The sequence below is a fragment of the Saccharomonospora sp. CUA-673 genome (genome assembly GCF_001942305.1).
GTDB lineage: Bacteria > Actinomycetota > Actinomycetes > Mycobacteriales > Pseudonocardiaceae > Prauserella.
In genome coordinates this window covers 1-13086 of the sequence record NZ_MKKE01000040.1, presented here as the reverse complement: position 1 = coordinate 13086, position 13086 = coordinate 1, and the positions used below count along the sequence as shown (strand labels likewise).

The 13086-nt window shown below is 71.8% G+C and carries 8 protein-coding genes and 3 pseudogenes; 9 read left to right on the top strand and 2 right to left on the bottom strand.

From position 1 onward, the window contains the following. Positions 1-206: 206 nt before the first annotated feature. The 4 genes and pseudogenes from BJF85_RS26700 to BJF85_RS17750 form a co-directional block, all read left to right on the top strand. Positions 207-1252: pseudogene (locus tag BJF85_RS26700) on the top strand (MFS transporter); the annotation flags it as partial. Between the two features lie 385 nt (positions 1253-1637). After that, positions 1638-2837: a cysteine desulfurase family protein gene (locus BJF85_RS17760; protein ID WP_075849153.1), complete on the top strand. Its 1200-nt coding sequence runs from the start codon at positions 1638-1640 to the stop codon at positions 2835-2837. A gap of 4 nt (positions 2838-2841) precedes the next feature. Further along, positions 2842-3933, top strand: a complete 1092-nt coding sequence (gene mnmA, locus BJF85_RS17755; protein ID WP_075849151.1) for a tRNA 2-thiouridine(34) synthase MnmA — start codon at positions 2842-2844, stop codon at positions 3931-3933. A 100-nt stretch (positions 3934-4033) separates the two neighbouring features. Beyond that, positions 4034-5669, top strand: a pseudogene (locus BJF85_RS17750) (acyl-CoA synthetase). Here the strand turns inward: BJF85_RS17750 and BJF85_RS17745 are convergent. Further along, positions 5659-6324 carry a TetR/AcrR family transcriptional regulator gene (locus BJF85_RS17745; protein WP_075849149.1) on the bottom strand — a complete coding sequence of 222 codons (666 nt, stop codon included), beginning with the start codon at positions 6322-6324 and terminating at the stop codon, positions 5659-5661. The pseudogene BJF85_RS17750 and the gene BJF85_RS17745 overlap by 11 nt on opposite strands. A gap of 69 nt (positions 6325-6393) precedes the next feature. Between BJF85_RS17745 and BJF85_RS17740 the strand changes: the two genes are divergently transcribed. Genes BJF85_RS17740 through BJF85_RS17730 form a run of 3 tightly spaced genes read left to right on the top strand, consistent with a single transcriptional unit; the run spans position 6394 to position 9181 of the window. Next, entirely contained in the window at positions 6394-7293 is a 900-nt protein-coding gene (locus BJF85_RS17740; RefSeq protein ID WP_075849147.1) for an alpha/beta hydrolase, read from the top strand. A 58-nt stretch (positions 7294-7351) separates the two neighbouring features. Beyond that, positions 7352-8389 carry a methionine synthase gene (locus BJF85_RS17735; protein ID WP_075849145.1) on the top strand — a complete coding sequence of 346 codons (1038 nt, stop codon included), beginning with the start codon at positions 7352-7354 and terminating at the stop codon, positions 8387-8389. A 12-nt stretch (positions 8390-8401) separates the two neighbouring features. Beyond that, complete coding sequence (locus tag BJF85_RS17730; protein ID WP_369822208.1) at positions 8402-9181, top strand: hypothetical protein; 780 nt, start codon at positions 8402-8404, stop codon at positions 9179-9181. Between the two features lie 28 nt (positions 9182-9209). Here BJF85_RS17730 and BJF85_RS17725 read toward each other — a convergent pair whose 3' ends face one another. Then, complete coding sequence (locus tag BJF85_RS17725) at positions 9210-9650, bottom strand: hypothetical protein (protein ID WP_139320692.1); 441 nt, start codon at positions 9648-9650, stop codon at positions 9210-9212. 95 nt (positions 9651-9745) lie between these two features. Here BJF85_RS17725 and ligA point away from each other — a divergent pair. Beyond that, positions 9746-11918: pseudogene (gene ligA / locus BJF85_RS17720) on the top strand (NAD-dependent DNA ligase LigA). A gap of 120 nt (positions 11919-12038) precedes the next feature. Then, a complete protein-coding gene (locus BJF85_RS17715; protein WP_075849139.1) occupies positions 12039-12533 on the top strand; it encodes a GNAT family N-acetyltransferase in 495 nt (164 codons plus the stop codon). The last annotated feature ends 553 nt before the right edge of the window (positions 12534-13086 follow it).

The following is a 13086-nucleotide window of genomic DNA, read 5'->3' as shown; positions in this document are numbered from 1 at the left end:
CTGCTGGCACGGCGTCGTGGGGTGCTGACACGGCGACCGGATTCGGGTCTGGACCTCGAGTGCGCTGGAGATTGCAGGCTTACCGGGTGACGACACCCCAGGCCTCCGCACCCGAGCCGTCGACCTCCGAGACGGCCGGGCGCAGCGTCCTGTGGAGCCGGGAGCACCGGACGACGACGGCGGGCTTGCTGCTGATCGTGACGCTGATGGCGTTCGAGAACCTCGGCGTGGCGACGGCGATGCCGACGATGGTCGCCGACCTGGACGGTGGCGGGCTCTATTCGTGGCCGTTCACGGCGTTCCTCGTGGCGAGCGTGGTCGCGACGGTGCTGTCGGGACGGGTGTGCGACCGCAGGGGACCGGTGCCGTCGTTGGTCGCGGGCCCGGCGGTGTTCCTGGTGGGGCTCCTCGTGGCCGGGTTCGCGCCGTCGATGGCGATGTTGCTGCTGGGCCGGTTCCTGCAGGGGCTGGGGACGGGCACGGTGCTGGTGGCGACGTCGCTGTTGGTCGCGTTGGTGTTCACCGACCGGGAGCGGCCCGTGGTGTACGCGGCCAACGCGGCGGCATGGGTGCTGCCGGCGGTGGTCGGTCCGCCGATCGCGGGGTTCGTCACGGACGCGTGGGGTGGCGGTGGGTCTTCTACGGGCTGGCGCCGTTGGTGCCGATCGGCATGGTGCTGTGGTTGCCGGTGCTGCGCCGGTTCGCGGCATACCGGCCTGCCGAGTCGCCGGCGCGGGTGGCGAGCGTGGGCGTCGCGGTGATGGCCGCGACCGGGGTGGCCGCCTTGACGTGGGCCGCGCAGCACCCGTCGGGGCCGGCGCTGGCCTACGGCGCGGCGGGACTGGTGGCCGTAGGGGTGGCGGTGCGGCGGTTGCTGCCGGCCGGCACGCTCACCGGCCGTCCGGGGCTGCCGGGCGTCGTGCGCTCGCGGGCGTTGCTGGCGGCCACGTTCGCCGGCCTGCAGGCATACCAACCGCTGACGATGACCACGGTGCACGGCTACGCGCCCGCGCTCGCGGGGCTGCCGTTGACGGTGGCGGCGGTGAGCTGGTCGCTGGGCTCGGCGGTGCAGGGCCGGTACCCGGACTGGGACCGCACCCGCCTCGTGCGTGCGGGTTTCGCCCTGGTCGCGGTGTCGATCGCGTTGTTCGGGTGCGTCGCGTTGCCGGGGTGGCCCGGTTGGGTGGCGTTCGTGGCCTCGGCCGTCGGCGGGGCGGGCATGGGGCTCGGTTTCCCCTCGCTGCAGCTGTTGATGTTGCGGCATGCCGGTGAGGGCGAACGCGGGTTCGCCAGCGCGTCGATGCAGCTGGGCGACTGGGTGACGTCGGCCCTGGTCATCGGTTTCGGCGGGGTGTTGCTCGGCGTGTTCGCCGGGGCGTCGGCCCCGGGCACGGCGATCGTCGTCTTCTGCGCCGTGCTGACGGTGCTGGCCGCGGCCGGCGGGCTGGCTGCAGGGGGAGTGCGCGCCTCACGTGTACAGAACGCCAACACGGCGACGCGAGGTGCCAACACGGCGACGCCAACTGCTGACACGGCGACGTGGGGTGCTGACACGGCGGCCCGGGTGCACCCCACAGGTACCTCACCCACCGGTGCCGGAGCGTTGTCCATGGGTCGGCGACTACCCTGGGCAGGCGATGACGTACCTCGACCACGCGGCGACGACCCCGATGTCGCCGGCCGCGATCGCCGCGATGACCGACGCGATGTCCACGGTGGGCAACGCGTCGTCGCTGCATTCCTCGGGACGGCGCGCGCGGCGCGTCGTCGAGGAGGCGCGCGAGGTGGTCGCGGAGGCCACGGGGGCCCGGCCGTCCGAGGTGATCTTCACCGGCGGCGGCACGGAGAGTGACAACCTCGCCATCAAGGGCATCTTCTGGGCGCGGCGGGACGCCGACCCGCGGCGCAGGCGCATCCTGGTCAGCGCCGTCGAGCACCACGCCGTCCTGGACACCGTGACGTGGCTGGCCGACCACGAGGGCGCCGAGCTGACGTGGCTCGAGGTCGACGCCACGGGCCGCGTGCACCCGGAGACGGTGCGGGCCGCCCTCGACTCGGGGCCGGACGACGTGGCCCTGGCCACCGTCATGTGGGCCAACAACGAGGTCGGCACCGTCAACCCGGTCGCCGACATCGCCGCCGTGTGCGGCGAGCACGACATCCCGCTCCACACGGACGCCGTGCAGGCCGTCGGCGGCGTCGACGTCGACTTCGCGGCCGGCGGCGCCCAGGCGCTCACGCTCACCGGGCACAAGATCGGCGGCCCGTACGGCGTCGGCGCGCTGCTGCTCGACCGGTCGACCTCGTGCCTGCCGCTGCTGCACGGCGGTGGTCAGGAGCGCGAGGTCCGCTCCGGCACGCTCGATGTGCCCGGCGTGCACGCCTTCGCCACCGCGGTGCGCGAGGCCACCGAACAGCTGCCGGTCACCGCCGGCCAGCTGACGAAGCTGCGCGACGACCTCATCGCCGCCGTGCGCGCGGAGGTGCCGGACGCGGTGCTCAACGGCCTGCCCGCCGACTCGCCGGACCGGTTGCCCGGCATCGCCCACTTCACGTTCCCGGGCTGCGCAGGCGACAGCCTGCTGATGCTGCTCGACGCCAAGGGCATCGAATGCTCCACCGGCTCGGCGTGCACGGCCGGGGTCGCCGAACCGAGCCATGTCCTCACGGCGATGGGCGCCGACGCGACCGCGGCACGCGGGTCGTTGCGGTTCTCCCTGGGCCACACGTCCACGCGCGAGGACGTCGACGCCGTGGCCCGCGAGCTGCGGGGCGTCGTCGACCGCGCACGTCAGGCCGGGCTGACCGGCATGCGCAAGCAGAAGCAGGAGGCATGAGCCCATGCGCGTACTGGCCGCGATGAGCGGGGGTGTGGATTCGGCGGTGGCGGCCGCGCGGGCGGTCGAGGCCGGACACGACGTCACCGGCGTGCACCTTGCGTTGTCAGCCAAGCCCGGCACCCTGCGCACCGGCGCGCGCGGGTGCTGCACGATCGAGGACTCGCGCGATGCCCGCCGGGCCGCCGACATCCTCGGGATCCCGTTCTACGTCTGGGATTTCGCGGAGCGGTTCACCGAGGAGGTCGTGGAGACGTTCGTCGGCGAGTACGCCGCGGGCCGCACCCCGAACCCGTGCATGACGTGCAACGAGAAGATCAAGTTCGAGGCGTTGCTGGAGAAGGCCGTCGGTCTGGGGTTCGACGCGGTCTGCACGGGCCACTACGCGCGCCTGTCCGTTGTGGATGGTGTGCCGGAGTTGCGGCGCAGCGCCGACGAGGACAAGGACCAGTCGTACGTGCTGGCCTCGCTCACCCCCGAGCAGCTGCGGCACGCGATGTTCCCGTTGGGAGGTTCGCGCAAGCCGGACGTGCGCGTCGAAGCGACCGAGCGCGGGCTCGCCGTGGCCGACAAGCCGGACAGCCACGACATCTGCTTCATCCCCGACGGCGACACGAAGAAGTTCCTCGAGTCGCGTCTCGGTGAGCGTCCCGGTGACCTCGTCGACGCCGACACCGGTGCGGTGCTCGGCCGCCACACGGGTGTGCACGGCTTCACCGTCGGCCAGCGCAAGGGCCTGGGCATCGACGCGCCCGCGTCCGACGGAAAGCCGCGGTACGTGCTCTCGCTCGAGCCGGTGTCCGGCACCGTGAAGGTCGGCTCGTCGCAGGAGCTGGCCGTCTCGCGGATCGACGCCGACCGCGCGATCTGGCCGTCGCAGCGCCGGTTGGACGGGCCGACCGAGTGCGTCGTGCAGGTGCGCGCGCACGGCGGCATGGCGCCCGCGGTCGCCGAGGCCGACGGCGACGAGGTGCGGATGTCGCTGCACGAGCCGCTCACGGGCGTGGCCCCCGGTCAGGTCGCCGTGATGTACCGCCCCGACGCCGAGGCCGGCGACGTGGTCCTCGGCAGCGCCAAGATCGCCGCCACCGCCTGAAACACCCGCCCGCCGCGGGCGGGTGTTGAACGGTGCGGCGCACCTGGGGGAAGATCGTCATCGACCATGCCGGTCGCGAACGCGATCACGGAGGAGTTCGATGCCGAACCCAGGGCTCGCCGCAGCTGCGGCCCCGCCTGCCAGCCTGTCGAGCACGATCGCGGACGTCCCGCGGCGGAGCGCGTCGCGCACCCCGAACCGCGTGGCCGTGCGGTTCGCCGACCGCACGTGGACCTACGCCGAACTGGACGCCGCCGTCACGCGCGCCGCGGCGCACCTGCTGTCGCTCGGACTGGCCCACGGCGACCGGGTCGCGGCGTACGGCAAGAACTCCGACGCCTACCTCATCGGCTTCCTCGCGTGCGCCCGCGCGGGCCTGGTGCACGTGCCGGTCAACTACAACCTGACCGGCGCCGAGCTGGCCTATCTGGTGACGCAGTCGGGCAGCCGGACGGTGCTTGCCGACCCGGCTCTGCGCGGCCACCTCGACGACCTCGACCTCGACGTCGACCGGGTCGTGCCGCTCCGCGACGCCGACGACTCGCTGCTCGCCGCCGCCGGTGCGGGCGAGGTGCCGGAGCTCGACGTCACGGTCGCCGACACCGATCTGGCCCAGCTGCTCTACACGTCGGGCACGACGTCGCGGCCGAAGGGCGCGATGATGACCCATCGCGCGCTGGTGCACGAGTACCTGTCGTGCATCGTCGACCTCGACCTGACCGCCGACGACGCGCCGCTGCACGTGATGCCGCTGTACCACTCGGCGCAGATGCACGTGTTCCTGCTGCCGTGGCTGGCGGTCGGGGCGACCAACACGATCGTCGAGACGCCCGACCCGGCCGACATCCTGCGGCGCATGGCCGACGACCGGCACGGCGCGTTCTTCGCCGCGCCCACCCTGTGGGTCGCGCTCGCCAACCACCCGGACTTCGGCACCCGCGATCTGTCCACATTGCGCAAGGCGTACTACGGGGCCTCGATCATGCCGGGGCCGATTCTCGAACGGCTGCGCACCACGTTGCCGGAACTGGGGTTCTACAACTGCTTCGGCCAGTCGGAGATCGGGCCGTTGGCGTGCGTGCTGCGCCCCGAGGACCACGACACGCGCCCCGATTCGGCAGGGCGGCCGGTGTTGTTCGTCGAGGCGCGCGTGGTCGACACCGACGGCAACGACGTGGAGCCGGGTGGCGAGGGCGAGATCGTTTACCGGTCGCGCAGCTGTGCCTCGGCTACTGGGACAAACCCGAGGAGTCGGCTGAAGTTTTTGGTGGCGGGAATGGGGGTCCCCCCGCCAATGAGGGCGTAGCCGGCAGTGGGGGCGCCCCGCCAACGAGGGCGTAGCCGGCGGGGGAGGATGGTTCCACTCCGGTGACCTGGTGCGGGTGGACGAGGAGGGCTACATCTTCGTCGTCGACCGCATCAAGGACGTCATCAACACCGGCGGGGTCATGGTGGCCTCGCGGGAGGTCGAGGACGCGCTGTACACGCATCCGGCGGTCGGCGAGGTGGCGGTCGTGGGCCTGCCGGACGAGCGGTGGATCGAGGCGATCACCGCGGTCGTGGTCACCAAGGACGCCGGCCCGGACGCGCCGGACGCGGCGGAGCTGACGCAGTGGGTCAAGGAGCGGCTGGCGCCGTTCAAGGTGCCCAAGCAGGTGCACTTCGTCGACGACCTGCCGCGCAACGCCTCCGGCAAGATCCTCAAACGCGAACTGCGGGACCGCTTCAGCGCGTAGGCGCGGGGACGAGGGCCAGCAGGGTCGCGGCGAGGCGTTCGGCGATGTCGGCCACATCGGCGCCGGACGCGGGGCCGGACGCGGGGCTGGACACGGGGTCGGGCGCAGAGTCGGACACGGAGTCGGTGAGCAGCACGCGGTGCAGGGTCGCCTCGGCGGTGTGGACCACCAGTGCGGCCGTGTGCTCGGGATCCACCCCGGTGTCGGCACCGCACCGGCGCAGCGCGGCTGCGACGGCCGCGGTCGTCTCGGCGTGCAGGGTGTGCAACCGGGCGACGCCCTCGGGTACGCGCGGTGCCAGGTCGTAGAGCACCGTGTGGAGCCGCGGGCGGTCGGCGTGCAGCCGGGCCAGTGTCGTGCAGACCGCGTGCACCGTCTCCTTCCAACCGGCGTTCGCCGCGTCGAGTTCGGCGAACGTGGCCCGCAACTGCGTGGCCGCGTCGTCGATGTGCCGTTCGGCGAGGGCGGCGAGGATCGCGTGTTTGTTGGGGAAGTACTGGTACACCGTGCCGATGGAGAACCCGGCGCGTTCGGCGATGCGGTTGGTGGTCGCGGCCATGCCCTCGCGTTCGAAAACCTGAGCAGCCGCCTCGAGCACGGCCTCGACCGTGGCGCGGGAGCGCTGCTGACGCGGGTGTTTTCGGGGCGTGTCCATGGGGTCCCAATGCGAGTTGTCACGCCTCCGGGCGGAGGCTGGGATGGGTGTATGGACGAGGACAGTCGTATGCACGAAGTTTACCGCCGTTTCCTGCCCGAGAGTCTGCGCGCCGAACCGCCGCCGCGGCGCGAGTCGACGTGGTGGCGGTGGCGCGATGCGGACGTCCACGTGGAGCGGATCGGCGACCCGGACGCCGATGTCCACGCGATCGCGTTCCACGGCGCCGGCGGCCATGCGGCGCTGATGTGGCCGTTCGCGGCGTTGGCTGCACAACGTGGTGTGCACGTGGTGGTTCCTGACATGCCCGGTTACGGGCACACCCGCGTGCCGAACAGATCGGCGATCCGCTATCCCGACTGGGTCGCGCTGGCGCGTGATCTGACGGTGGAGCACCGGCAGCGGCACGACGGTCCATTGTGGCTGCTCGGCGCCAGTGTCGGCGGCATGCTCTCCTACGAGGTGGCCACCCGCACGAACGCGGTCGATCGCCTGATCGTGACGTGCCTGCTCGACCCCAACGACGCCGGCGCCCGCGCGGCCGCCGCCCGGTTCCGGTGGATGGGCCCGCTCGCGCGACCCGTGTTGCGGGCCGCCGCGGGACCGTTGGCCGGGGTCCGGGTTCCGTTGCCGTGGCTGACGAACATGCGCGCGATCGCCAATGATCCGGAGCTGGCCGACGTCGTGCTGCGCGATCGTCGCGGCGGTGGGGGCCGGATGCCGTTGGGCTTCTTCCGCAGCTTCTTCGACTCACAGCCTGCCGTCGAACCCGAGGACGCGACCTCCACCCCGGTCGTGCTGGCGCATCCGGCCGACGACCGGTGGACCCCGGCGGAGCTGAGCCTGCGGTTCTTCGACCGGATCGCCGCCCCCAAGCAGTACGTGCCGCTGGAAGGCGCCGGGCATTTCCCCGTCGAGTCGCCGGGCGCGGAGCGATTCGCCGAGCTGCTGGGGCACCCGGACGGGTAGCCGGCCGGTGCCCCGGGCCCCGCGGCCGGCCGCGGGCCGATGGGAAACAATCGGGGTCGTGAGTGAGCGAGCATGGCCGCAGGGCATGGCCACCGGGATCGGCTCGATGCCGGGTACGGACGTCGCGGAGGCCGCGGCGATCGTCTTCGGCGAGCTGCCCGACCTGCCCCACCTTCCCGAGTTGCCCGCGCGCGGTGTCGGCGCCGACCTGCTGGGCCGCACCGCGGGTCTGCTTGTCGACATCGCCGTGGACGTCGTGCCCACCGGGTACCGGATCGCGCAGCGGCCGGGCCATCAGCACCGGCGCGCGGTGGACCTGATGCGCTGGGACGTCGACGCCGTCACCGAGGCCGCCGAGCACGCAGGCGGCACGCCGTGGGCCGTGAAGACGCAGGTCGCGGGGCCGTGGACGCTCGCGGCCGGCGTCGAACTGGCCCGCGGACATCGGGTGCTCACCGACCGGGGCGCGACCCGCGACGTCGTCGACTCGCTGCTCGAAGGCCTGGCCGCGCACGTGGCCGAGCTGTCCGACCGCACCGGTGCGGGCGTCGTGGTGCAGTTCGACGAGCCGATGCTGCCCGACGTGCTCGCCGGCTCGCTGCCGACGGCGTCGGGCTACGGCACGGTCGGCGCCGTGCCGGAACCGGACGCGCGCGAGCTGCTGCGCCGCACGTTCACCGCGGCCGCCGAGATCACGGGCAACCCGGTGGTGGTGCACACGTGCGCCCGCCGCCCGCCGGTGGCGCTGCTGCGGTCCGCCGGCGCCGACGCGATCGCGCTCGACGGGACGTTGCTCGACGGCGCACCCGGCGCGCTGCTCGACGAGCTCGGCGAGGCGTGGGACGCCGGGGTGCGCCTCGGCCTGGGACTGATTCCGGGGCAGCCGCCCGCGGTGGACCCGAGCCTGGACGAGGTGGCACGGCCGGCGCTGGACCTGGTGGATCGGTTGGGCTTCAACCGGTCGATCCTCGCCGAGCGGACGTTCGTGACGCCGACGTGCGGGCTGGCCGGCGCGACGGGTGGCTGGTTGCGTCGGGCATTGTCGTTGACCCGGGACGTCGGGAAGGCGTTCGTCGAGCCGCCCGAGCGGTGGTAGAAGGGGGACATCATGGGGTGGTTCCGTAGGAAACGCCGTTCCGGCGAGGACGGCGCTGCTGACCGGGCCGGTGCGGATGCGATGGGGGACATGCCGGATCCGCGGACGCCGTGGCCCGAGCAGGCCGTCCCGGACGATCCGCACGCCGCGGCCGCCGACTTCTGGCGGACGTGGGCGGAGTTGCTGCCGCATCTGAGCGCGGCACTGGGGGAGGGCGACAGCGAGCGCGCGGAGAACCTGATTGTCGAACCGGTGGCCGCGGTGCACCCGGGTCTGCAGTTCAGCCTGGACCGCGGACGGCGGGCGATCTACGCCCTGGTGGTCAGCGGCAGGGAGGACCCCGAACTGCGGCCGTACACCGACGCGTGGAAGGCCGCGGCGCCGCCGGACGACGCGATCTGGGAGTACCACGACTCGGTGCCGCCGGTGCCCGATCCGTCGGGGGTGGCGGTGAACTTCGCCGGCCGGCGGTTCGAACTGGGGCAGACGCGGGTCGTGGCGCAGACCGACGACGACACGGGCCTGGTGGACGTCGCCGTGCACCATCCGCTGTTCGAGCAGGTCGACGAGTCGACGCAGCGGACCATGACGTTCCTGCCGCTCGACGTGACGCTCGGGGAGCGCCTGGCCGCCGAACGGCTGCGCCGCGTGGAGACCGCCGTGCAGGAGCCCAGCAACACGGTGACCCTGGTCGAGTTCCGCACCATGGTCCGCCGCCTCGCCGGCGTCCCCGACGACCCGGACGGTGCCGGCTCCGACGACCCGGCCGACCCGGACACGGGCAAGCAGTAGCGTCGCTCGACCGCGACTACGACGTCGTTCAGCGCTCCGCCATCAGTTCGAGGTCACGTCGGCGCATCCAGCGGGTCTCCATCTCCATCTTGAGTGCGGCGATCTGCATGGTGGCGAACAGGCCGTCCTCGGCCTCGTACAGCACCTCGTTGCGCCCGGGGCCGAGTGCTCGTGCCATCGCCACGGGGTTCGCACCGTTGAGGTTCATCAGGTCCAGGTCGTCGAAGCGCAGCGCGGCGAGCAGGGCGTTGGTCAGCGCGAGCCGGTCGACCCGCTCCCGCCGCGTCGTCAGGTAGGCCAGGTCGAGGTCGCGCGGTGGGCGCAGCGGTTCCGGGTCGACGGCGCTGCCGTGGGCGACGAGGAGGTCGACGTGATGCTCGGCGCAGAGCCGCGCCAACGTCCCGTCCGCGGCCATCGCCCGCAGGCGGGCCAGCGCGTCGTGGGGCGTGGAACTCGAGGGCGCGGTCATCGGGGTCAGCATACGGTGGTCGCCGGTCGCGCGTGGGGACGTCGCTCACGCGGTGGAGCGGGTCGGCGGAATGTCGGTACCCCTGACTACGCTCAATGACCGTGAGCAGTGAGGACGTCCAGGACACCCCGGTCCCCGCGAACGTGCCCGACGAGGGGGCACCCGTGGCGGAGGACATCAACGACGTGCCCGGCGACGCGCGGGAACGGCACGCCGCGCTGACCGAGGAGGTCACCGGGCACCAGTTCCGGTACTACGTGCTGGACTCGCCGACGATCTCCGACGGCGAGTTCGACACGTTGCTGCGCGAGCTGGAGGAGCTGGAGCGCCGCTACCCGGGGCTGGCGACGCCGGACTCGCCGACGCAGAAGGTCGGCGGCACGTTCTCCACCGAGTTCGTCGCCCACGACCACCTCGAACGGATGCTCAGCCTCGACAACGCGTTCGACGTCGACGAGCTGCGCGCCTGGGTGGACCGGGTCGAGAAGGAGATCGGCGGCAGCGCGCGCTACCTGTGCGAACTCAAGATCGACGGGCTGGCCGTGAACCTGCTCTACGAGAACGGCAAACTCACCCGCGCCCTCACCCGCGGCGACGGGCGCACCGGCGAGGACGTCACCCTCAACGTGCGCACCATGGAGGACGTGCCCGACCGGCTCACCGGCACCGACGAGTTCCCCGTGCCCGACCTGGTCGAGATCCGCGGCGAGATCTACTTCCGCCTCGAGGAGTTCGCCGAACTCAACGCGGGCCTGGTCGACGCGGGCAAACCGCCGTTTGCCAACCCGCGCAACGCCGCCGCCGGATCGCTGCGGCAGAAGGACCCGAAGGTCACCCGCACGCGGCCGCTGCGGCTCATCTGCCACGGCCTGGGCCGGCGGCAGGGTTTCGAACCGGCGCGCCAGTCGGAGGCCTACGACGCGCTGGCGGCGTGGGGACTGCCCGTGTCCGGGAACAGCCGGACGATCGACGGCGCCGAAGGGCTCGTCGAGCACATCGAGTACTGGGGCGCGCACCGGCACGACGCCGAGCACGAGATCGACGGCGTCGTGGTGAAGGTCGACGACGTCGCGCAGCAGCGCCGCCTCGGCGCCACGGCCCGGGCGCGCGCTGGGCGATCGCCTACAAGTACCCGCCGGAAGAGGCCACGACCCGGCTGCAGGACATCCGGGTCAACGTCGGCCGCACCGGCCGGGTCACGCCGTACGCCGTGATGGAGCCGGTGAAGGTCGCCGGCTCGACCGTCGCCATGGCCACCCTGCACAACGCCGAGGAGGTCGAACGCAAGGGCGTGCTCATCGGCGACCGGGTCGTCATCCGCAAGGCGGGCGACGTGATCCCCGAGGTGCTCGGTCCGGTCGTCGACGTGCGCACCGGCGACGAACGCGCGTTCGTCATGCCCAGCCACTGCCCCGAATGCGGGACCCGGCTCGCCCACCAGAAGGAGGGCGACGTCGACATCCGCTGCCCGAACTCGCGGACGTGCCCCGCGCAGCTGCGGGAACGGCTGTTCCACCTCGCCGGCCGCGGCGCCTTCGACATCGAGGTGCTCGGCTACGAGGCCGCCGCGGCGCTGTTGGAAGCCGGCGTGGTGACCGACGAGGGCGACGTGTTCGACCTCGACGAACAGAAACTCCTGCAGGTCGACCTGTTCGTCACCAAGGCGGGCGAACTGTCCGCCAACGGCGCCCGCCTGCTGGCCAACCTGGACTCGGCCAAGGACCGTCCGCTGTGGAAGGTCCTCGTCGGACTGTCGATCCGGCACGTCGGACCCACCGCCGCCCAGGCGTTGGCGCGCGAGTTCGGCACCGTCGAACGGATCGACGCGGCCGACGAGGCCGAACTCGCCGACGTCGACGGCGTCGGGCCCACGATCGCCACGGCCGTGCGGGAATGGTTCGCCGTCGACTGGCACCGGGAGATCGTCGAGAAGTGGCGCGCCGCGGGCGTGCGCATGGAGGACGAACGCGACACGTCCATCCCGCGCCACCTCGAAGGACTGTCCATCGTGGTCACCGGCTCGCTCGAGACCTACTCCCGTGACGAGGCCAAGGAAGCCATCATGGCCCGCGGTGGCAAGGCCGCCGGGTCGTGTCGAAGAAGACGGCGTTCGTCGTCGTCGGCGACGCACCCGGGTCCAAATACGACAAGGCCCTCCAGCTCAAGGTGCCCGTCCTCGACGAGAACGGCCTCACCGTGCTGCTCGAGCAAGGCCCCGACGCCGCCCGCGACATCGCCGAACTGGCCCCTGACGACACCGATGAGTGAGGTCAGCGTTCGCGCGCGCCGTGTCAGCACCCCACGTCGCCGTGTCAGCACCCCACGTCGCCGTGTTGGCAGTTGGCGTCGCCGTGTTGGCGTTGCGGGGGCGCGAGAGGTGGGCAGTCGATGAGTGAGGTTCGGGTTCGGCGGGCGGTGCCCGTCGAGTACGCCGCGATCGGCGACCTCACCGTCGCCGCCTACACCGCCGGTGGGCACCTCGACGACGAACCCGCCTACGCAGCCAGCCTGCGCGACGTCGACAGCCGCGCCGCCAGCGGCGAGGTACTCGTCGCCGTCGACGACGACGAAGCCGTCCTCGGATCCGTCACCGTCGTCGAAGCCGGCTCACCCAAGGCCGAAGTCGCACGACCCGGCGAACTCGAATTCCGCATGCTCGCCGTGTCACCCCACGCTCAAGGCCGCGGCGTCGGCGAAGCACTCACCCGCGCCGTACTCGACATCGCCCGCACACGCCGCATCACCACCGTCGTCCTCTCCAGTCGCGACCGCATGCACACCGCACACCGCATCTACCAACGCCTCGGATTCCGCCGCGCACCCGAACGCGACTGGGCCCCGCATCCCCACGTACCCCTCTTCGCCTTCGTCCTGGAGGTGTGAGGATCGGGAGGTGGGGGTGCCGTGGGGGCCGTGGGGGCGGGTTGCGGCGGTGTGTTGGCATCTCGCGTCGTTGTGTTGGCAGGTCGCGGCGCGGTTTTGTTGCTTTGGGGTAGGGGATGCCTCGCCGGCGGGCAGGTCTCCGGGATGGTGGGGCGGCTTTGCCGCCGGGGGAAGTGTCATCCCGTCGACCTCTCGTTTGGGGTATCACACTGCAGCCAGGGCGCAAGGTTTCGTTGTTGGGCGCCTGTTTGGTTTCGGGTTGCGCCCTGACTGCAGTGTGATGGTTCGGCTTTAGGTCGACGGGATGGCACTTCACGGGGGCGGGTTTGTGGGTGGAGTGGGTGGTTGGCGGGTTTGGCCTTGCTTCGCTTCGGCGGTGTCGATTCTTCGGGGATGTTTTGTTACTTTGCGTGGTGGTTGTTCGTCGTCCTTGTGGGTGGTGAATGTCGATCATTTGTTCGGTATAGTGGTTGCGTGAGAGATGTTGAGGGGATTGTTGACGAGGCTCGGTCGGTTCTTGCTTTGCGGGCTCGGGCTGATGCTGCTGAGGTGT